20 protein-coding genes are annotated in these 20,249 nt (G+C 73.8%); 3 read left to right on the top strand and 17 right to left on the bottom strand.

The features are described 5' to 3' along the window. Positions 1–53: 53 nt before the first annotated feature. The 3 genes from ACFU0Y_RS01500 to ACFU0Y_RS01490 form a co-directional block, all read right to left on the bottom strand. Complete coding sequence (locus ACFU0Y_RS01500) at positions 54–482, bottom strand: universal stress protein (RefSeq protein WP_380212671.1); 429 nt, start codon at positions 480–482, stop codon at positions 54–56. A gap of 76 nt (positions 483–558) precedes the next feature. Then, positions 559–990: a universal stress protein gene (locus ACFU0Y_RS01495; protein WP_380212670.1), complete on the bottom strand. Its 432-nt coding sequence runs from the start codon at positions 988–990 to the stop codon at positions 559–561. Positions 991–1,123: 133 nt separating this feature from the next. Next, positions 1,124–1,540: an Hsp20/alpha crystallin family protein gene (locus tag ACFU0Y_RS01490; protein ID WP_380212669.1), complete on the bottom strand. Its 417-nt coding sequence runs from the start codon at positions 1,538–1,540 to the stop codon at positions 1,124–1,126. Positions 1,541–1,823: 283 nt separating this feature from the next. On the opposite strand from ACFU0Y_RS01490, the gene ACFU0Y_RS01485 reads away from it, so the two are divergent. Next, positions 1,824–2,342 carry a hypothetical protein gene (locus tag ACFU0Y_RS01485; RefSeq protein WP_380212668.1) on the top strand — a complete coding sequence of 173 codons (519 nt, stop codon included), beginning with the start codon at positions 1,824–1,826 and terminating at the stop codon, positions 2,340–2,342. Between the two features lie 19 nt (positions 2,343–2,361). Here the strand turns inward: ACFU0Y_RS01485 and ACFU0Y_RS01480 are convergent, their stop codons facing one another. Both ACFU0Y_RS01480 and ACFU0Y_RS01475 read right to left on the bottom strand, forming a co-directional pair. Beyond that, positions 2,362–3,687, bottom strand: a complete 1,326-nt coding sequence (locus ACFU0Y_RS01480) for an erythromycin esterase family protein (protein ID WP_380212667.1) — start codon at positions 3,685–3,687, stop codon at positions 2,362–2,364. Then, a complete protein-coding gene (locus ACFU0Y_RS01475) occupies positions 3,684–5,039 on the bottom strand; it encodes a phosphoribosyltransferase family protein (RefSeq protein ID WP_380212666.1) in 1,356 nt (451 codons plus the stop codon). Before ACFU0Y_RS01475 ends, ACFU0Y_RS01480 begins: the two co-directional genes overlap by 4 nt. Before the next feature lie 273 nt (positions 5,040–5,312). Between ACFU0Y_RS01475 and ACFU0Y_RS01470 the strand changes: the two genes are divergently transcribed. Then, entirely contained in the window at positions 5,313–5,891 is a 579-nt protein-coding gene (locus tag ACFU0Y_RS01470; RefSeq protein WP_380212665.1) for a hypothetical protein, read from the top strand. A 23-nt stretch (positions 5,892–5,914) separates the two neighbouring features. On the opposite strand, the gene ACFU0Y_RS01465 is transcribed toward ACFU0Y_RS01470, so the two are convergent. The 5 genes from ACFU0Y_RS01465 to ACFU0Y_RS01445 form a co-directional block, all read right to left on the bottom strand. Then, positions 5,915–6,961, bottom strand: a complete 1,047-nt coding sequence (locus ACFU0Y_RS01465) for an enoyl-CoA hydratase/isomerase family protein (RefSeq protein ID WP_380212664.1) — start codon at positions 6,959–6,961, stop codon at positions 5,915–5,917. A gap of 40 nt (positions 6,962–7,001) precedes the next feature. Next, positions 7,002–7,826, bottom strand: a complete 825-nt coding sequence (locus ACFU0Y_RS01460) for a glycerophosphodiester phosphodiesterase family protein (RefSeq protein ID WP_380212663.1) — start codon at positions 7,824–7,826, stop codon at positions 7,002–7,004. 10 nt (positions 7,827–7,836) lie between these two features. Further along, positions 7,837–8,715, bottom strand: a complete 879-nt coding sequence (locus tag ACFU0Y_RS01455; RefSeq protein ID WP_380212662.1) for an HAD family hydrolase — start codon at positions 8,713–8,715, stop codon at positions 7,837–7,839. A gap of 17 nt (positions 8,716–8,732) precedes the next feature. Continuing rightward, the gene (locus ACFU0Y_RS01450) at positions 8,733–9,251 is read right to left on the bottom strand and encodes a YbhB/YbcL family Raf kinase inhibitor-like protein (protein WP_380212661.1); all 519 of its coding nucleotides are present in this window, start codon (positions 9,249–9,251) and stop codon (positions 8,733–8,735) included. Between the two features lie 62 nt (positions 9,252–9,313). Then, complete coding sequence (locus ACFU0Y_RS01445; protein WP_380212660.1) at positions 9,314–10,243, bottom strand: carbohydrate kinase; 930 nt, start codon at positions 10,241–10,243, stop codon at positions 9,314–9,316. 211 nt (positions 10,244–10,454) lie between these two features. Between ACFU0Y_RS01445 and ACFU0Y_RS01440 the strand changes: the two genes are divergently transcribed. Then, a complete protein-coding gene (locus ACFU0Y_RS01440) occupies positions 10,455–11,912 on the top strand; it encodes a glyceraldehyde-3-phosphate dehydrogenase (protein ID WP_380212659.1) in 1,458 nt (485 codons plus the stop codon). Between the two features lie 160 nt (positions 11,913–12,072). Here the strand turns inward: ACFU0Y_RS01440 and ACFU0Y_RS01435 are convergent, their stop codons facing one another. From ACFU0Y_RS01435 to ACFU0Y_RS01405, 7 genes are all read right to left on the bottom strand, one after another. Next, positions 12,073–13,392 carry a M18 family aminopeptidase gene (locus ACFU0Y_RS01435; RefSeq protein WP_380212658.1) on the bottom strand — a complete coding sequence of 440 codons (1,320 nt, stop codon included), beginning with the start codon at positions 13,390–13,392 and terminating at the stop codon, positions 12,073–12,075. A gap of 4 nt (positions 13,393–13,396) precedes the next feature. Further along, entirely contained in the window at positions 13,397–14,518 is a 1,122-nt protein-coding gene (locus tag ACFU0Y_RS01430) for a CPBP family intramembrane glutamic endopeptidase (protein WP_380212657.1), read from the bottom strand. Between the two features lie 64 nt (positions 14,519–14,582). Then, positions 14,583–15,644 carry a Gfo/Idh/MocA family protein gene (locus ACFU0Y_RS01425; protein WP_380212656.1) on the bottom strand — a complete coding sequence of 354 codons (1,062 nt, stop codon included), beginning with the start codon at positions 15,642–15,644 and terminating at the stop codon, positions 14,583–14,585. A gap of 40 nt (positions 15,645–15,684) precedes the next feature. Beyond that, complete coding sequence (locus ACFU0Y_RS01420) at positions 15,685–16,704, bottom strand: LacI family DNA-binding transcriptional regulator (protein WP_380212655.1); 1,020 nt, start codon at positions 16,702–16,704, stop codon at positions 15,685–15,687. Positions 16,705–16,745: 41 nt separating this feature from the next. After that, positions 16,746–18,200 (bottom strand): GH1 family beta-glucosidase, encoded by a 1,455-nt coding sequence (locus ACFU0Y_RS01415; RefSeq protein WP_380212654.1) that lies wholly within the window; start codon positions 18,198–18,200, stop codon positions 16,746–16,748. Next, entirely contained in the window at positions 18,200–19,096 is an 897-nt protein-coding gene (locus ACFU0Y_RS01410; protein ID WP_380212653.1) for a carbohydrate ABC transporter permease, read from the bottom strand. Before ACFU0Y_RS01410 ends, ACFU0Y_RS01415 begins: the two co-directional genes overlap by 1 nt. After that, positions 19,093–20,205: a carbohydrate ABC transporter permease gene (locus ACFU0Y_RS01405; protein ID WP_380212652.1), complete on the bottom strand. Its 1,113-nt coding sequence runs from the start codon at positions 20,203–20,205 to the stop codon at positions 19,093–19,095. Before ACFU0Y_RS01405 ends, ACFU0Y_RS01410 begins: the two co-directional genes overlap by 4 nt. Positions 20,206–20,249 lie beyond the last annotated feature (44 nt).

Raw genomic sequence — 20,249 nt, 5'->3', positions numbered from 1 at the left:
GCGAGGAGCCGGCCTGTGGGTGCCGCGCCGCCCGCGCCGGGGGCGCGGGCGGGTCAGTGCCGGACGACCAGCACCGGGCAGTGGGCGTGGGCGATGCACGCGTTGGAGACGGAGCCCAGGGCCGAGCCCCGCAGTCCGCCGTGGCCGCGGCGGCCGAGCACCAGCATCAGGGCGCGCTCGCTCTCCTCGACGAGGCGGACGGCCGGCCGGCCGTGCAGCAGCTCGGCGCGCACGTGCGCCGGGACGCCCGCGCCGAACACGTCGGCGAGCGTCGACCGGAGCTGGTCCTCGCTGCCGGCCGGCGGCCTGTTCGGGTCGACGGTCTCCCAGCCCTCGTAGACGGGCGGTCCCTGCCAGAACATCAGGGCGACCAGCGGGACGTCCAGGGCGCGGGCGATCCTGTCCGCGGTGCGGAGGGCGTCCCTCGAGGAGTCGGACCCGTCGATCCCCACGAGGATGGGCTGCTGCGACGGTGCGTCCATGGTCGAGCTCCTTCGTTCCGGCGCCCGCAGGACGTGCCCGGGGCGCGCTCCGTCCGCCAGGGACCTGGCGGAGCGCTCAGTGCCGCACCACGAGCACGGGGCACTTGGCGTGGGAGACGAGGGCCGAGGAGACCGAGCCGAGGATCATGCCGAGGACCCCGCCCGTGCCCCGCCGGCCCACCACGAGCATCCGGGCCGTCTCGCTCTCCTCGATGAGCCGGGCGGCGCTCTGGCCGCGCAGGAGCCGGGTGGTCAGGTACGCGGGGCGCCGGTCCCCGAACACCTCGGCGAGCGTGCTCTCGAAGAGCTGCTCGCTGCCGCGGCGGAACTCCTCGGGGTCCACCACGCGGTAGCTCTCGTAGAGCAGCGGGTCGTCCCAGCACATGACGGCCTCCAGCGGCGCGCCCAGGGCCTCGGCGAGCCGGACCCCTTCCCGGAGCGCGGCCTTGGACGAGCCGGACCCGTCGACCCCGACGACGATCCGGCCTCCGGACGACGGCTCGCCCATGGTGTTCCCCCTCGTTCCCGGCGGGCCGGCCGGTCCGCCTCTTCCCACGATAGGACCCGGTATGACCCGTCACAACGGGCTCCCGGCCCCGGGGCCCGTTGTGACGTCCGTCCGCCGGGCGTGGGCGGCGTGCTCAGCCGCGGGTCACCTGGATCTTCCGGGTCGGGGGCGGCTCGACGTGCCCGGCGACGGGGACGCGGACCTCGAGCACGCCGTCGCGGTAGGAGGCGCTGATGTCCTCGTCCCGGCACCCGGCGGGCAGCGGCAGGGAGCGGGAGAACGACCCGTAGCGGAACTCGGAGCGGTAGCCGCCCTTGTCCTTGTGCTCGGTCCGCTCCCGGCGCTCGGCCCGCAGGTGGAGGACGTCGTCGGCCACGGTGAGCTCCACGTCCTGCTCGGGGTCGATGCCGGGCAGGTCCGCCCGGATCACCATCGTGTCGCCGTCCCGGTACTCCTCCACGCGGGGCCAGGACGCCTCGACGTCCCCCTCCAGGAGGCGCCGGAGCGGCTCGAGCATCTCCAGGCCCTCCCTGCGCATCAAACCGGCCATGACAGAACTCCTTCCTGTGGCACCCCTCCGCCGCGGCGGCCGTGCGCGGCGGCCCGGCCGGCCGGGGCGGCGGGTGCGGTCCGTCCCGGCCCTTCCAGCGTAGACACCGCCGCCCGGGCGCGTAAGGGCCGCGGGGTGCCGGGCGCATGATGACGGCGGCTCCTCCGGTGGCTGCCGGGGACCCTGGATCCGCAGGTGCGACAGGGCGATGATCGGTCCATCCCCACGGGTCCCGCCGGCCGGCGCTCCACCCCTGGGACCGGGACAGATCGGGGTGTCCGCCGTGGACAACAACGTGATGAAGATCGTGTACACGTTCTTCCTGGGGGCCCTGCTGGCCCTGTTCGTGGGCCTGGGCATCCAGACCTTCTACCCCGCCCCGGAGATGCCGGAGCCGACCGCGGGGATGGAGTTCGCGCCCGAAGGGGGCGCCCCGACGGCGGAGCAGCGCGAGGAGATGGAGGAGAACGACCGGCAGTGGCGGCAGTGGCAGGTGGAGCAGCAGAGCTACAGTCGCAACGTGGCGGTCGTGGCCCTGGGTGCCTCCGTGGTGCTGCTCGGCCTCAGCCTCGTGCTGGAGAAGCGCAACAGGGTGCTGACCAACGGGATCATGCTGGGCGGGCTGTTCACCCTGCTCTACGCCATCGGCCGCAGCTTCGCCTCCAGCGAGACCACCATGACCTTCGTGGCCGTGAGCGTGGGCCTGGCCGTGGTGCTGCTCCTCGGCCACCGCCGCTTCTTCCAGGACCGCCCCGCGGAGCGCGAGCCCGAGCAGGCGCACCGGGAGCAGACCGGCGTCTGAGCCGCGCCGCCGGAACGGCTCAGAGACCCGTGGGCTCCGTCTCGAGCTCGGGCCCCTCGGGCGGGGGCTCGTGGTGCAGGGGTCGCAGCGCGGAGGTCGTCCCGCACCACAGCAGCGCGTCGTAGCGCTCCCCCATGCGGGTGGGGACGTAGTTGCCGGCCTCGCGCCACGGGTGGTAGACCACCCCGATGGCGCGGTGGCCGAACCTCCCGGAGAGCCAGGACCCCGAGCGGTCGCGGCCGAAGACGAGCACCGAGTCCTCCTCCAGGGCGCGGTGCAGGAGGTCCTCGTGGCTGCCGGGGCGGGCCTCGGGAACCGCGACGACCTCCTCGGCCGCGCCCCACGACTCCGCCGCGACCACCGTGCCGGCCCAGGAGGCCAGGCCCACGAGCACCACCTCCGGCGCGGCGTGGCGCTCGCGCAGCAGCTGGCCCACGTTGACCAGCCCGGCGTCGAACATGTCGGTGGCCCGGGCGTCGCCCACGTGGGAGTTGTGCTCCCACACCAGGCCCTTGGCGCCGGGCCCGTGGTGCCGGGAGAGCAGCTCCGCCGTGTCGGCCATGTGCTCGTCGCGCACGTTCCAGGACTGCCGGTCGCCCCGCACCATGGTCCGGTAGTAGCGCTCGGCGTCGACCGCGACCATGGCGTTGAGGGCGGTGGCGAACGCGGCCGGGTCCCCGGCCGTCCGGTCCGTGGTGCGCCGGCGCACCTCGGCCAGGAGGGCGACGACGTCGGCCTCGCAGCTCTCGGGCACGATCCGCGTCCGCCACGCGTACCGGTGCGGGTCCTCGTGGAAGGGGACGAAGCACTGCCACGCCTGCAGGGCGGCGGGCAGGGCCTCGGGGGCGCTGGCCCCGAGCCAGCCGATGATCTCCTGCAGCGAGTCCCACAGCGAGTAGACGTCCAGGCCGTAGAAGCCCACCTGCTCGGGGCCGGCCCGGCGGGCGTTCTCCTCCCGGAGCCAGTCGAGGAACTCCGCCACCTCCTCGTTGGCCCACATCCACGTGGGCCAGCGCTCGAAGCCCGCCAGGACGCCGTGGGCGTCGAGCTCCTGGTCCGCCTCGCCGCGCACCCACCGGTCGATCCGCCAGCAGTCCGGCCAGTCCCCCTCGACCCCGATCCAGGTGAAGCCGTGCTCCTCGATGAGCCGCCGGCTGAGCAGGGCCCGCCACCGGTAGTACTCGTGCGTGCCGTGGGAGGCCTCCCCCACGCACACGAACCGGGCGTCGGCGCAGCGCTCGACGAGCGGGTCGAGGTCCTGCGCCCCCGCCAGCGGCCGCGCGAGGGAGCGGATCTCCTCGAGGACCCCGGCCACCGGGGAGGGACCGCGCCGGGGCGGGCTCACCGGGACCCTCCCTCGCCGTGCTCCCCGGCCGGGTGGAGGTGGTACAGGAACCAGTCCCGGGCCAGCCCGGCGGCCTCGGCGAGCGTGCCGGGCTCCTCGAAGAGGTGCGTGGCGCCCTCCACGAGGGCCAGCCGGGTGGGGCAGCGCATCGACTCCTGCGCCCACCGGTTGAGTCCGAGCACCTCGGTGTCCTCACCGCCGACGATCAGCAGGGTGGGCGCGCGCACCGCGCGCAGCCGCTCGTCCGCGAGGTCGGGGCGGCCGCCGCGGGAGACCACCGCAGCGATCGACGCCCCGGGCTCCGCCGCGGCCCACAGGGCGGCGGCGGCGCCCGTGCTCGCCCCGAAGTACCCCACCGGGGACGCCGCGGAGCCGGGCTGCGCGCGCAGCCACGCCGTGGCCAGGAGCAGCCGCTCCGCGAGCAGGCCGATGTCGAAGACGTTGCCGCGGTCCGCCTCCTCCCCGGTGGTGAGCAGGTCGAGCAGCAGCGTGCCGAGCCCCGCCTGCTGCAGCACGGACGCCACGTACTGGTTCCGAGGGCTGTGCCGGCTGCTGCCGCTGCCGTGGGCGAAGACCACCACACCGGCGCCGGGCCCCGGCAGGTGCAGGTGCGCCTCGAGCTGCTCGCCCCCGGCCGGGATGCGGACGTCGGCGTCGACGGGATGGCCGGGCGCGGCCCGTCCCGCCCGGGACGGCGGGGGCAGCTCCGGCTGGTGACGGCGCCGGGCGGCGTCCAGCAGGGCCACCACCTCGTCGTCCTCCGTGGCGGAGAAGTCCCGGTAGTGGTAGCCCACGGCCGTGAAGTACGGCGGGGTCGAGAGGCAGACCACCTCGTCCGCCTCGACCACGCGGCCCAGGGCCTCCTGCGGAGCCACCGGGACGGCCAGCACCACGCGCGCCGCACCTAGTTGGCGGGCGATCCGGCAGGCCACGCGGGCGGTGGAGCCGGTGGCGATGCCGTCGTCGACGACCAGCGCGGTCCGCCCGGTGAGGTCCACCCGTTCCCGGCCCTCCCGGAACCGTGCGGTCCGGGCCTCGAGCACCGCGCGCTCCCGCGCCTCGATCTGCTCGAGCTGGGCGTCCGTCACCCCGAAGTACTGCAGGGTCCGCTCGTCGAGCACCCGCGCGCCCTCCTCCCCGATGGCGCCCATCGCCAGCTCGGGCTGGGAGGGGACCCCGAGCTTGCGCACCACGATGACGTCCAGCGGGGCGTCGAGGATGCGGGCCACCTCGTGGGCCACGGGCACCCCGCCGCGGGGCAGCCCGAGCACCACCACGTCCTGTCCGCGCAGGGTCCTCAGCCGCTTCCCCAGCTGCCGCCCGGCCTCGACCCTGTTCTCGAAGACCGCCATGGCCCTCACCGCCTTCCCGGCGGGCGCGCGGCCCACCGCCCCTCCGGTGCTCCCCCGGCTCCGGCCGCGCCCCCGGCTCCCGCGAGCCGCGGTGGAGGACTCCAGCGTAGGCAGGCGCGGAACGCGGTGGAAGGCCCGCGGGCCACGTGACGGCCGTGGACAACGGCACGGGCCCGCCCCACAATGTGAGGGCGCCCCGCCGGCCGGCCGGCCGCGGACCCGGGCGCCCCGACGGACGTCCCGCACGAGCGGGCAGAACGGAGCAGGCCGCACATGGTGGACAGCACGGAGGACCGCTCAGGAGACCGCCCGGACCGCAGGATGCTGCGGACGGTCTACACGTTCTGCCTGGGGCTGCTGCTGGCGCTGTTCGTGGGTCTCGGCGTCGCCACCGTCCATCCGGGCCCTGCGGAGCCCGTGCCGCCCGCGGCGGTCACGACGGCGCGGGAGTCCCGCGAGCTCGCCCCGGAGGAGCAGCAGCAGTGGGCCGCGTACGAGCGCGAGCGGGAGGGGTGGGAGGAGTCGTCCATGCGGTACAGCCGGGACGTCGGCGTGGTCGCCCTGGTCGCCTCCGTCGCGCTGCTGGCGGTCGGCCTGGTCGTGGAGCGGCGCCGGCCGGTGCTCGCGCAGGGCGTCCTGCTCGGCGGGCTGTTCACGCTGCTCCACAGCGTGGTCCGCAGCCTGCTCTCGCAGGACACCGTGGCCTCGTTCGCCGTGGTCACCGTGGCGCTGGTCGTGGTGCTGTACCTCGGCTACCGACGGTTCGTGGACCGGCCCACGCCCGCCGGCGACCGGTGGGGTCCGCCCCGACCGGTGGTCAGCGACAACGGGAAGCACCCGTCCCGCCGCTGAGCGGCCCGGCCCGGCCCGCCGGGTCAGAGGGGCAGCGGCAGCTTCTCGTCGAGCACGGACCGGACGGCCTCGACGTCGACGTCCCCGACGGCGCCGTGCTCCCAGGCCGGGCTGTTGTCCTTGTCCACGAGGACCGCCCGCACGCCCTCGGCGAAGTCGGGGCGCGCGATCGTGTCCGCGGCGAGGCGCAGCTCCCGCTCGAGGCAGGAGCGCACGCTGTCGTCGGCGGCGCCGCGCTCGAGCAGCTCGAAGGTGCGCACCAGCGAGGAGGGGCTCATCCCCTCGAGGTCCTCCGGCGCGGCGGCGACGATCTCCGCCAGGGTGGGGGCGCCGTAGCGCTCCTCGATCCGGTCCCAACCCGCCACCACGGAGGACGGCTCGGGCTCGCGCGCGAAGCGGGCCAGCGCGTCCTCCGGGCCCTCCTCCACCACGGCCGCGGCGAGGGCCTCGAAGTCCTCGTCCGCCACGAGGACGTCGGCCAGCCCGAGGGCCACGGCGTCCGCGCCGCCGATCCGCTGCCCGCCCAGGGCGAGCCAGCGACCCACCGCGAGGCCGGGCTCGCCGCGGCGGTCCGGCCGGGAGACGCGCGGGAGGAACCACGAGGCGCCGATGTCGGTGAAGAAGCCGATCCTGGTCTCGGGCATCGCCATCACCGTCGAGGGCCCCACCACCCGGTGGGAGCCGTGCACGGAGATGCCCATGCCGCCGCCCATGCAGATGCCGTTCATCAGCGCCACGTAGGGCTTCGGGTAGTCCGCGATCAGGCAGTCGAGGGCGTACTCGACGGCGAACACCCCGGTGGCCTCCTCCGTCAGCCCGCCGAGCACGGCGTCGCGGACCTCGCGGATGTCACCGCCGGCGCACCACGCCCGCGGTGAGGCCGAGGTGACGAGGACGTGGCGCACGGCGTCGTCGTCCCGCCACGCGTCGAGGGCGGCCTTGAGGTCCCGGTACATCTGCGCGGTCAGGGCGTTGAGCTGGCGGGGTCGGTTGAGCACGATGTGCCCGGTGCCGTTGCGCACCTCGGTCAGGACGTGCTGCGCGGTGCCGGTCGTGGCGGTGTCGGTCATGCCTCCCACCCTCCCACGGGCCGGGCCGCCGTGTCATGGCTCACACGCCCGGGGGCGGCCACTGCCCCCGCTGCGCCAGCAGCGCCGCGAGCAGGTCGGCCCGGTCGGTGACGATCCCGTCGACGCCGAGCTCGAGCAGCTCAGCCATCTCGGCCGCCTCGTTGACGGTCCACACGTGCACGTCGATGCCGTGCCGGTGGGCGAAGCGCAGGAAGCGGGGGGTGACGAGCTGGATCTCCGTCCCGCCCCGCACCCGGTAGCGGCGCGGGATCTGCACGGTGTCGAACGGCTCGATCCACGGGGCGGCCACCCGCCGGGCCAGCCTCCAGCTGGGCCCGCCCAGCCACGAGCACACGAGCAGCAGGCGCATCCCCTCCTTCCCGGAGGACGTGGGCACGGTCCGGCCGTCGAGCTCGCGGATCCGCCGCAGCGTGCGGCGGCGGCGGCTCTCGGAGAAGGAGGTGACGCGCACCCGGTCCACGGCGCCGAGCTCGTGGAGCAGCGCCGGCAGCGCGGCCACGGACGCCTCGTCCTTGACGTCCACGTTGAACTTCAGCCCGGGGAGCTCCGTCAGCAGGTCGGCGAGGCGGGGGATGCCGCCGGCGCCGGCGACGCGCTCGGCCCGGACCTGCTCCCAGGTCAGCGAGGAGATCCGTCCGCTGCCGCCGGTGACGCGGTCGAGGGTCTCGTCGTGGAAGGACAGCACCACGCCGTCGGCGGTCGTGTTCACGTCCGTCTCGATCCACTCGTAGCCGAGATCACGGGCCGCGCGGAAGGCGTCGAGGGTGTTCTCGGCCCCGTCCCGGCAGAAGCCGCGGTGGGCCAGGGCGGTGGGCGTGTCGCGCCGGCGTGCTGGAGGGGTCACCTCCCTATTGTTACCCCGTGGTAGTGGATTGTCCCGCCCGTGACGCACCGGGTCGGCCGCGGCGCAGCAGCGCCTCGATCACCTGGGCCACCCCGTCCTCCTCGAACGGCGGGGCGACGCGGCCGACGGCGCGCGCGACGGCCGGGTGCCCGCTCGCCATGGCGTACCCGTGCGCCGCCCAGGTGAGCATCTCGAGGTCGTTGGGCATGTCACCGAAGGCCATCACCTCGTGCGGGCGGATGCCGCGCTCGGCGGCGTACTGCTCGAGGGTGCGCGCCTTGGTCAGCCCCCGCTGCCCCATCTCCACGAGCGGGGCCGCCGCCACGGAGTGCGTCACGGACAGCCTGCCGCCCACGAGCTCGGTGAGCGCCCGGTAGTACTCCTGCGGGTCGGCGGTGTCCAGCTTGGCGAGGAACTTCACGAGCCCCTGGTCTCCCGGCAGCCGGTCCCGGAGCGCCCCGACCAGTGGCGCGCCGATCTCCATCCGGTCGGTGCGGGCCCAGCCGTGGTCGGTGAAGACGCCCTCGAGCGTCTCCGCCGCGAACAGCGTGCCGGGGTGCCGGGCGGCGACCTCGTCCATGACAGCGAAGGCGTCCCGGGCGGGGAACAGGCTCGACTCCACGACGAGGTCGGCGCGCAGGTCGTAGACCACCGCCCCGTTCGAGCAGATCACCACGCCCTCGTGGCCGAGCTGCTCGCGCAGCGGGTCGAGCCAGCGCATGGGCCGTCCCGTCACGAACACCACGTGGATGCCGCTGTCCTGGGCAGCCCGGATCGCGTCGACGGTGCGCGGGCGGAAGCGGAAGTCGTGCCCCAGCACGGTGCCGTCGAGGTCGCTGGCGATCATCCGGATCGGTGCCGCCCCGGGGACCTCCGGATCAGGGCTCACGAACGCTCCGCCCTCCCCTAGGCCTCGTGGATCCCGGTGAGGCAGGCGCGGGCGATCCCGGCGCTGAACAGCTGGAAGTTCACGAGGGCCGGGCCGGCGCTCTCGTCGACCTCGATCTGCTCCTCCCCCACGGCGGTCACGCACACCACGTAGCGGTGCGGCCCGTGGCCGGGGGGCGGCGCGGCGCCCACGTACTCGTCGGTGCCGGCGTCGTTGCGGTGCTTGACGGCCCCGGCCGGCGGGGCGGAGGCGGCGCCGCGCTCGAGCGAGGTGACCTCGGCAGGGACGTTGGAGAGGCACCAGTGCCAGAACCCGCTGGGGGTGGGGGCGTCCGGGTCGAACATCGTGACCACGTAGCTCCTGGTGCCCTCCGGGGCCCCGGACCAGCTGAGCTGCGGGGACACGTCCTGGCCGCCGGCGCCCATGATGCCCGAGAGCTGGGCCGGGGCGAGCGGCCCGCCGTCGGAGATGTCCTCGGAGCTGAGGGTGAAGCTCGGCAGGTCGGGCAGGTCGGCGTACGGCTCGCGGTCGAGCACGGGTTCTCCTTCGGATCGGGTCGGACGGGGACGGGGCGGGCAGGGACGGGGAGGACGGCGGGTCAGGGCGCGGGCAGCTCGTGCCGGCGGGGCAGGTCGGCGCCGGCGCGGGAGACCGTGACCCCGGCCGCCGCGGCGGCGTAGCGCAGCAGCTCGCCGACCTGCTCCTCGTCCAGGTTGTCGATGCGCTCCCGGGCCGGGGCGCCCGTGTAGCCGTGGTCGGTGAGCCGGGCGAGCAGCGCGGCCATGAAGGAGTCCCCGGCGCCCACGGTGTCCACCACCGTGGTGCGGGCCGCCGGCACCTCCACCCCGCGGGGACCGGTGGCGCGGGTGCGGGCCCACGGCCCCAGGGGTCCCCGGGTGACGACGACGAGCTTCGCGCCGGCCTTGAGCCAGGCACCGGCGCTCTCCTCGACGCTGCGGTGGGGGTACAGCCACAGGAGGTCCTCGTCCGAGGCCTTCACGACGTCGGCGAGGGCCACGAGCTGCTCGGCCCGGGCCCGGGCGTCCGAGGAGTCCGGGATGATGGACGGCCGGCAGTTGGGGTCGTAGGAGACCAGGGCCGAGGGCCGGGCCAGCTCCACGGCGTGCAGGACCCGCGAGGCCCCCGGCTCGAGCATCGCGCCGATCGAGCCGACGTGCAGGAGGGAGGTGCCCCGCAGCAGATCGCGCAGCTGCTCGTCCGTGAGGTCGAGGGACCAGTCCAGCTGGAAGTCGTAGGTCGCGGCGCCGTCGTCCCCGATGACCGCCTCCGCCACGGACGTGGGCCGGGCGTCGGCCTCGAACGGCAGGAGGACGCCGTTGTCCCGCAGGTGCGCCTCGACCTGCGTGCCGTACTCGTCCTCGCCGTAGCGGCCGAGGAACTGAACCTCGTGGCCGAGCCGGGCCAGGCCCACGGCCACGTTCATGGGGCTTCCCCCGGCGTGCGCGCGGGGCTCCTGGCCCCGCTTCGAGACCACGTCCACGAGTGCTTCACCGATGACCGTCAGCATGTCCTCACGGTAGCACCCGCCGGTCCCGCCGCCCCGGGCGCCGGACCGGTCCGCCCGGCCCGTAACGGGAGGCCTCCGCGCGCGCCCGTGCCCTTAGAATGAGGGGCGGCGCCCTGCGCGAACCGCAGCGGCGCGCACCCGACCGCGCAACGAGGCGCGGCACGTCACGGCCGGACACGATGACGTCCCCGGCCGAGGAAGAGAGTCATTCTTGAGCACTCCTGAAAGCTGGGCCGACCGCGAGGCACTCGCCGAGGGCCTCGTCCCCCTGGTGGGACGCCTGCACCGTGAGCACAAGGTCGTGCCGACCGTCTACGGCCGCTCCCTGGTGCACAAGTCCGTCACGCAGATCATCAAGGCGCACCGCTTCGCGCGCCGCATCGACGGCGAGGAGCTTCCCCTCGAGGACACGACCCGTCTGCTCGAGGCCATGTCCGGGCTGAACCTCGGCACCTGCGCGGTGGACCTCGGCAAGCTCAACCGGCTCGCCCACGAGTCGGACCAGGACCTCGACGCCTTCCTGCGCGAGGAGCTCGCCCCCGTGGTGGACCGCCGGTCCCAGAACTCCCCGGAGTCCCAGGACGTGGTCCTCTACGGGTTCGGCCGCATCGGCCGCCTGCTCGCCCGCATCCTCATCAACCGCAACGACGGCACCGGTCTGAACCTGCGCGCCGTGGTGGTGCGCAAGAAGCCGGGCAACGACCTGGTCAAGCGCGCCTCCCTGCTGCGCCGCGACTCGGTGCACGGCAAGTTCGACGGGACCATCCACGTCGACGAGGAGAACGACGTCATCACGGCCAACGGGGTCGCCATCAAGTTCATCTACGCGAACGACCCCACCGAGATCGACTACACCGCGTACGGGATCGACAACGCGATCGTCGTGGACAACACGGGCGTGTGGCGCGACGAGGCCGGCCTCTCGAAGCACCTGCAGGCCAAGGGCGTGGCCAAGGTGCTGCTCACGGCGCCGGGCAAGGGCGATCTGAAGAACATCGTGTGCGGGGTCAACGACGACGTCATCACCGCGGAGGACACCATCCTCTCCGCCGCGTCCTGCACCACCAACGCGATCACCCCGGTGGTGAAGGTGCTCCACGACAAGTACGGCATCGCGCAGGGCCACGTGGAGACCGTCCACTCCTACACCAACGACCAGAACCTCATCGACAACTGGCACAAGGGCGACCGCCGTGGCCGCTCCGCCGCGCTGAACATGGTGATCACCGAGACCGGCGCCGCGAAGGCCGTGGCCAAGGCCCTGCCGGAGATGGCCGGGAAGCTCACGGGCAACGCGATCCGCGTGCCCACCCCGGACGTGTCCATGGCCATCCTCAACCTGCAGCTCGAGCAGGCCCCGGAGTCGGAGGAGGCGGTCAACCGGTACCTGAAGGACATCTCGCTGAACTCGTCCCTGCGCAAGCAGATCGACTACACCGACTCCCCCGAGGTCGTGTCCACCGACTTCGTGGGCTCCCGCCGCGCGGGCGTCGTCGACGGCCTGGCCACGATCGTCAACGGCAGCTCCCTGGTGCTCTACGTCTGGTACGACAACGAGTTCGGCTACTCCTGCCAGGTCGTGCGGGTGCTCGCCCGGATGGCCGACATCGCCATGCCGCAGTTCCCGGCCGAGCGGGTCGCGGTCGGCACGGCGTCGATCCCCGGCTGAGCCGCCCCTCACAGACCGGGGGCGCCGAGGGGTCGCCACCTGCGAGCCGTCCGCGCCCAGGGGTCGCCACCGAACGGGATGACCGACTCGCACCGTTCAGTGGCGACCCCTCGCGCAGCAGGTCGAGCAGAGGACGCCCCTCGCACGGCGGCGCAGCGGGTCAGGCGGTGAAGAAGGCGCCGACGGCGGCCCCGAGGGCCGCGACGTCGTCCACGTGGCACAGCTCCCGGGCCGAGTGCATGGACAGCAGGCCGATGCCGACGTCGATCGTGCGCACGCCCAGCCGGGCCGCGGTGATGGGTCCGATGGTGGACCCGCACGGAACCCGGTTGTTGGAGACGAACTCCTGGTAGCCCACGCCGGCGCGCGCGCAGGCCTCGGCCCAGATCCCGGCGCCCACGGCGTCCGTGGCGTAGTGCTGGTCCGCGTTGATCTTCAGCAGCGGCCCCGCCCCGGGCACGGGCCGGTTCACGGGGTCGTGGTGGCCCTGGTAGTTGGGGTGCACCAGGTGCCCGGCGTCGGCGGACAGGCACACGGACGCGGCCAGGGAGCGCCGGTGCTCGGCCGTGGAGCGGCCCAGGCCCTCCCCGATGCGCACCAGCACGTCCTCCAGGAACGGCCCCGCCGCCCCGGAGCGGGTGCGGGAGCCGATCTCCTCGTGGTCGAACGCGGCGAGCACCGCGATGTGCCGGCCGCCCTCGACCGTCTCCGCCTCGCGGACGAGGGCGCCCAGCCCGGCGTGCACGGAGGACAGGTTGTCCAGCCGCCCGGAGGCGAACAGCGTCCCGCCCTGTCCGAACACGGCGGGCGGCTGCGCGTCCGCCAGCACCACGTCGTAGCCGACGATCCGGGCCGGATCCACGGGCCCGCCGGCCGCGTGCTCGGCCAGCAGCGCGAGGACGTCCGCGTCCTCCGCCCGGCCCACGCCCCAGATCGGCTGCACGTGCTGCTGCCGGTCGAGCTGCAGGCCCTTGTTGGCGTCGCGGTCCAGGTGGATGGCGAGCTGCGGGATGCGGGCCACGGGGCCGGTCGCGGTCAGGTGCTCGACGGGGGCGCCGTCCGTCCCGCGGACCACGAGCCGGCCCGCCAGGCGCAGCTCGCGGTCCAGCCACGAGTTCAGCAGCGCCCCGCCGTAGGTCTCGACCCCGGCCTGGTGCCAGGTGTGGGCCGTGCTGGTGGGCCGCGGCTTGAGCTTGAAGCCCGGCGAGTCGGTGTGCGCGCCGAGGATCCGGAACCCGGCCCCCGGCCGGACCTGCGCGGGAGCGGCCCAGGCGATGAGCGCCCCGTCCCGGAGGACGTAGCGCCGCCCGCGGACGCCGGTGCCCGCCCAGTCCTCCGTCTCGTCGAGGCAGGTGAAGCCTGCCTCCTCCAGCCGGGCGGCGGCGGCGTGCGCGGCGTGGAAGGAGCTCGGCGACTCCATCACGTAGCGGCCGAGGTCCTCGACGGCGGACCGGGGGTCGACTGCGGTGCGGGATTCCATGCCGTCAGTCTACGAAAGCCCGGGAGGCCGCTCCGGGCACCGGCCCGGACCAGTGGCCGGGGCAGGCCGGCGGGCCGGGGCACACCCAGGCGCCGGGCCCGTGGCCCGGTCCGCCGGCCCCGAAAACGCCGGCCGTGGGCGCCGCGGCCAGGAGGACGGGCGGCCGCGGCGGGTGCACGGTCCGGGTCACCTCGACGCCGCGGCGGCGGGCGCTGCGGACCACGAGCCACGCGAAGAGCACCTGCATGCCGGCGGACAGGACGAGGGCCACCCAGGAGGACTCCTCGGCGTCGGGGTCCGACAGGCCCAGCGCCCCGAAGAGCGTGGCGATCACGTTGTTGACCACGTGCAGGGCGATCGCCGCCTCGAGCCCGCCGGTGCGCCAGGTCAGCCATCCGGCGACGACCGCCATGACCGCCACCGCCAGCAGCCCCCAGGTGTCGTACAGGTGCCCGAACGTGAACAGGGGCACGGGCAGCAGGATCGCGAACACGGGCCGGCGCAGCCACCGTCCCACGGTCTGCATCAGGTAGCCCCGGAAGACGAGCTCCTCCGCCGCGCACTGCAGCGGGACCACCAGCACGATCATCGCGATCAGCCACCAGAAGCCCTCCACCGGCTGCGGGGCGGTCAGCGAGCCGAGCAGCGCGTACTCCACGAGCAGGGCGGCCCCGTGGCCCACCGCGTAGACCGCCAGGGCCACCAGGAGGCAGCGGCCGAGGAAGCCCCGGCGCAGCCGGCCCGTCACGGACAGCAGCAGCCCGAGGGGCCGGGGGCCCGTGATGGCCCGGGCCGCGAGAAGGGCCGGGATCATCAGGACGAGGGAGAAGAACAGCATGAAGAAGATGGCCGGGTCCATCATGTCCAGCTCCGCACCCGCGAGGAAGACCTCGTCCAGGGCCTCCTCGCCGCGCACGGCGAGGAGGCCCACGGCCCACACCACGGCGAACACGATGGTCAGCACCAGGTAGAACGCCCCGAAGAGCAGCAGCTCCACGAGCGGCTTCCACCACCGGTGCTCGGGGTCGGCGTGGGCCAGCCGGTGGTACGGGAGGAACCGCGGGCCCGGGGCCGGGGAACCGTCGTCGAGGGATCCCCGTCTCCAGGGGGCGGCGCGCGTGGTCATGCCTCCCACGGTATCCGCAGCCGGCCCCGTCCGGTGGCACGACGGCTCCGGGGATCCGGACCGGTCACGGGGTGTCGCTGGGATAGTGCAGCCCCATCTGCCGGCGGGCCTCGTCGAGCAGCTCCAGCACGAGCACGGTGTCCGCGAGCGGCATGCGCGGGCTCTCGGTCAGGCCGGCCTGGACGCACCGGGTCACCTCCCGCAGCTCGTGGGCGAAGCCGTGGCCGGCGGCCCGGAAGCTCTCGGTGCGGGGCGCGGACCGCCCGGACCGGACCACGATCTCACCGGGGTGGTACAGGGGGGCCCCGGCGCGCAGCCAGCCCTCCGTCCCGCTGATGGTGACCGTGCCCGGGCAGTCCGCCTCGATGGACGTGGTGAGGTGGGCGTGCGCGCCGTCCGCCCAGGAGAGGACCAGGCCGTTGTGCAGGTCCACGCCGTCCGCGTGCAGGGCGCCGTGGGCGGCGAGCCGGGCCGGGGCGCCGAGCGCTGCGAGCGCCCAGGTCAGCGGATACACGGCGAGGTCCAGCAGGGCGCCGCCGCCCGCCGCGGGATCCCAGAGCCGGGACCCCGGGTCGTAGGGCACCGGGGCGCCGAGGTCCGCCTGGATCCAGCGGACCCGGCCGAGCTCTCCCGAGCGGACGATGTCCAGGGCGCGCCCGAAGCTCGGCAGGAAGCGCGTCCACACCGCCTCCATCAGGAACAGTCCGCGGTCCCGGGCGAGCTCCCGCAGGTCCTGCGCCTCCCGGGCGTTCATGGTCAGGGGCTTCTCGCACAGCACGTGCTTGCCGGCCTCCAGGGCCGCCCGGGCCACGGCGTGGTGCTGGGCGTGGGGCGTGGCGACGTAGACGACCTCCACGGCGGGGTCCGCGACGAGTCGCCGCCAGCCGGCGGCGCCGTCGTGGTCGTGGTGGCTCCTCGCCGCGCCGAAGCGCGCCGCGAACGCCTCGGCGGAGGACCGGGAGCGGGAGCTGACCGCGGTGAGCACGGCGTCGTCGAGGAGCATCAGGTCCTCGACCACGCGGCCGGCGATCGACCCGGTGGCCACGACCCCCCAGTGCACGGGACGGCCGGTCGCGGTCGAGGGGTCGTCGCCCGTCACCGGGGCGGGCGGAGCGGGAGGAGGCATGGTCGCCTTTCGGGAAGAGGTCGCGGGGCGGCCGCCCGGGTCAGGCGGAGTCCCGCAGCACGAGCGAGGTCGACATGGTGGTCACGCGGTCCGTGGGCCGGCCCTCGATCATGTCGACGAGGGTCTCGGCCATCTTCCGGCCGAGCTCCACGATCGGGTTGTTGACCGTGGTCAGCGCGGGGCTCACGGACGTGGCGAAGGAGTCGTCGTCGAAGCCCACCACGGCGATGTCCTCCGGGATGCGCAGGCCGCGCCCCTGGATCACCGTGTACGCCCCCGCCGCCATCTGGTCGTTCGCGGCGAACACGGCGTCGATCGGCCGGCCGCGGTCCAGCAGCCGCTGCATGGCCCGGGCCCCCGACGCGAGCGTGAAGTCGCCCACCTCCACGAGCCCGTCGTCCAGCCCCGCCTCCCGCACCGCGCCCCGCCAGCCGGCCAGCCGGTCGATGCCCGGGGGCATGTCCTGCGGACCGGCGATGGTCGCGATGCTCCGCCGTCCCCGTGCGGTGAGCAGCCGGGTGGCGCTGCGCGCCGCGGTCTCGTTCTCCACCTCCACGTAGTAGGCGTTCTCGGCGCCCACGAGGGGGCGGCCGGCGAAGACCATTGGCAGCGAGCCCGACAGGTCGGTCCACGAGTGGTCGCCGCTGTGGTGCGAGACCACCAGGGCGCCGTCCACGTTGCCGCCCAGCAGGAAGCTGCGGGTCTTCTCGGGCTTCGCCTCGGAGGCGATGACCATGTTGAGGGTGAAGTCGGTGTCCGTGAGGTACATCGCGATGCCCTGGACCACGGTCGTGAAGAACGGGTCCGCGAACACCTTCGAGGTGGACTCCGGGATGATCAGCGCGACCGAGTTGGCCCGTCGCTTCGCCAGCGACCGCGCCGCCCGGTTCGGGGTGTAGTCGAGGGTCTCGATGGCCTTCCGCACCGACTGCGCCAGCTCGGGGTCGACACTGGGCGAGTCGTTGACCACCCGGGACACGGTCGCCCGGGAGACCCCGGCCAGCGCGGCCACCATCTCGAGGGTCGGCACGGGCCGGGAACCGCGTGCGTCCTGCGTCATGGTCGTCTCCGGTGCTCTCGGCGTGTGGGCTGGCATCAATGCTAAGCGCCCGCGCCCGGGGCCACCGGCGTGCGCTCCGCCGCGGCGGCGATGACCCCGGCGTAGGCGCGGCCGCTGTCCTTGACCGTGCGCTCGAACGTCTCGTAGTCCACCCGGACGACGCCGAAGCGCTTGCCGTAGCCCCACGACCACTCGAAGTTGTCCAGCAGCGACCACACGAAGTAGCCGCGCACGTCGGCGCCCTGGTCGATCGCCTCCCCCACGGCCGCGACGTGCTCGAGGACGAACGCGGTGCGCTCCGTGTCGTGGACGGCTCCGTCGCTGCTCACGACGTCGTCGTAGGCCGCGCCGTTCTCCGTGACGTAGAGCGGCGGGAGCGCGGGGTACTCCTCGCCGAGGCGCACGAGGAGCGTGCGCAGCCCGTCCGGGTTCACCTCCCAGTCCATCGCCGTGCGCGGCAGGCCGCGGCTCGGGAACGCGATGTCCTCGGAACCGATCCAGCACGAGGACGTGGGACGGGTGGCGCCGCCGGAGTGGCCGTCGCCGCCGGAGGACTGCGGGTGCCCGCTGATGAGGTCGTCGTGGTAGTGGTTCACGCCGAGGAAGTCGAGGGGCGCCCCGATCGTCTCGAGGTCGCCGGCGCGGATCACCTCGCGGATGCCGAACTGCTCCAGGTCCGCGAGGGTGTCCTCGGGGTACGCGCCGCGCAGGATCGGGTCCAGGAAGAGGCGGTTCTGCAGGGAGTCGAACCGCCGGGCCGCGTCGCGGTCCACCGGGTCCGAGGGGTCTCGCGGGATCGAGTTGCTGAGGTTGAGGGTGATGCCCAGGTGCTCGGCACCGAGGGACCGCAGGTGCTCGACCGCGAGGCCGTGGGCCAGGTGCTGGTGGTGCACGGCGGCGACCGCGGCCCGGGGGTCCTGCCGGCCGGGCGCGTGGACCCCGGCCGCGTAGCCGAGCAGCGACGAGCAGAAGGGCTCGTTGAACGTGGTCCAGTGCCGCACCCGGTCGCCGAGCACCGCGTGCACGTCGTCGGCGTACTCGACGAAGCGGTGCGCGGTGTCCCGGTCGGCCCAGCCGCCCTTCTCCTCGAGCGCCTGCGGCAGGTCCCAGTGGTACAGGGTCAGCCAGGGCAGGATCCCCGCCTCGAGCAGCTCGTCGACCAGGCGGGAGTAGAAGTCCAGGCCCTCGGCGTTCGGGGCCCGGTCACCGGGGCGCACCCGCGCCCAGCTCGTGGAGAAGCGGTAGGAGCCGAGTCCGAGCTCCTTCATGATCCGCACGTCCTCGGGCATCCGGTGGTAGTGCCGCACGGCGTCCTCCAGGGTGTCGCCGTTGGCCACGGCGCCCGGGAGACGGGCGAAGGCGTCCCAGACGGAGTCCTCCTTGCCGCCCTCGTGCCCGGCGCCCTCCACCTGGGCCGCGGCGGTGGCCGAGCCCCAGAGGAAGCCCTCGGGCCAGCTGCGGTGCTGCACGGCTGCGTGTCCTGCGTTCTTCGGCATTAGCCCTTCACTGCTCCTTGCATGATTCCGGAAATGAGTTGTCTGCCCGCCACGGCGAAGAGCGCCAGGAGGGGAAGCGTGGCCATGACGGCGCCGGCGAGGACGATCGAGTAGTCCACGTAGCGGGCCGACTGCAGCTGGCTCAGCGCCGTCTGCAGCGTGGGGTTGCTCGCGTCCAGGACCAGCAGCGGCCACAGGAAGTCCGTCCACGCCGTCATGAAGGTGAACAGCCCGAGGATGGCCATGGCCGGGCGGGCCGCGGGGAGCGCGACGTGCCAGAAGGTCGAGATCATGGAGGCCCCGTCCATCCGGGCGGACTCGATGAGCTCGTCGGGGATGACGTCCACGAGGTACTGGCGCATGAAGAACACCCCGAAGGCCGTCACGAGGGTGGGCACGACGACCGCCCCGATCTCGCCGGTCCAGCCGAGCTCGCGCATCAGCATGAACAGCGGGATGATGCCGAGCTGCGTGGGGATGGCCATGGTCGCGACGACCGTGACCATCAGGCCGTCGCGCCCCTTGAACCGCAGCTTCGCGAACGAGTACCCGGCGAGCGTGGAGAAGGTGACCACCGAGACGGTGATGATCCCCGAGATGAGCATGCTGTTGCCGAGGGCCAGCCAGAACGGGATGGTGTCGAAGACCTCGCCCACGTTCGTCCAGAAGTTGCCCCCCGGCAGCAGCGGCGGCCAGGTGAGGCCGAGCGCCTCGTTGGAGCGGCTGCCGATGATCACCGACCACCACAGCGGATAGGCGCTGGCCAGGAAGAAGGCGGAGAGCAGGCCGTAGGTGAGGAACCCGGGACGGTGGCCGTCGCCGAGGATCCGCCGGCGCACGGGCACCGCCCGCGGCCGCCGCGTCCTCGTCCTCGTCGGTGCGCCGGTGGCGGTCATCGTGTCCTCCTCGTGGTCGTCGGTGCCGCGGCCGCCCGTGGCGCCCCGGTGCCCGTGTTCGCCGCCGCGTCGGGGACGACGGAGTCCTCCGCCCGCGGCCTCCGCCGCCACCGGCCGCTCCGGGGGCCGGTCCGCCCTCCGTCGGCCGCCGTCGCGATGCGGCGCGAGACCAGGTAGTTGACCAGGCCGAAGAGCAGGATCAGGAGGAAGAGCAGCCAGGCGATGGTTGCGGCCTTGCCGAAGTTCTGCCGCTGGAAGGCCATCTCCCAGAGGTAGAGGACCGTGGTCTGGAACTGGCGCTGCGTGCCGCCCGCGGCCACGGGGTCGAAGAGCCTCGGCTCCGTGAAGATCTGGAGGCCGCCGATGGTCGTCGTGATGATCACGAACACCATGGTGGGGCGGATGCTCGGCAGGGTGATGCTGAAGAACCGGCGGACGGGGCCCGCGCCGTCGATCGCGCCGGCGTCGTACAGGTCGCGGGGCACCGCCTGCATCGCCGCGAGCAGGATCAGCGCGTTGTAGCCGGTCCAGCGCCAGTTGACCATGGCGGCGATGGCGATGTGGCTGGGCAGCGTCTCGTTCTTCCACATGATCGGGTCGACCCCGAAGCTGCCGAGGATGTTGTTGATGAGGCCGTACTGCTCACCGAACATGTTGGTGAAGATCATGGCGACGGCCACCGGGGTGACCACGTAGGGCAGCAGCACGCTCATCTGCCACAGCGTCCTGGCGCGCAGGTTCTGGTCCAGGACCGCCGCGATCAGCACCGCGGCCGCCAGCTGCGGGATGCTCGAGAGCAGGAAGATGCTCACCGTGTTGAACAGCGAGTTCCAGAAGAACCGGTCCCGCAGCACCTCGGTGAAGTTGCCCAGCCCCACGAACTCGCCCCGGCCGGTCAGCAGGTGCCAGTCGAAGAGCGAGACGAAGAACGTGTACCCGAGCGGGAAGAGCCCCACCACTCCGAAGAGGACGAAGAAGGGCGCGATGTACAGGTAGGGGGAGGCTTTCAGGTCCAGGACGCTGAGCCGCTGTCTGCGGGTCGGCCTGGGCGGACTCGGCGCCGGCGCGGCGGGCGCCGCGGCGGCGGGACGGTGGGCTGTCGTGGTCATGAGGGTCTCGCGCTTCCGTGAGGGGGCCTCCGGCGGATTCCGGA

The sequence above is a fragment of the Kocuria sp. NPDC057446 genome (genome assembly GCF_042802875.1).
GTDB lineage: Bacteria > Actinomycetota > Actinomycetes > Actinomycetales > Micrococcaceae > Kocuria.
This window is presented reverse-complemented; position numbering and strand designations above follow the sequence as displayed.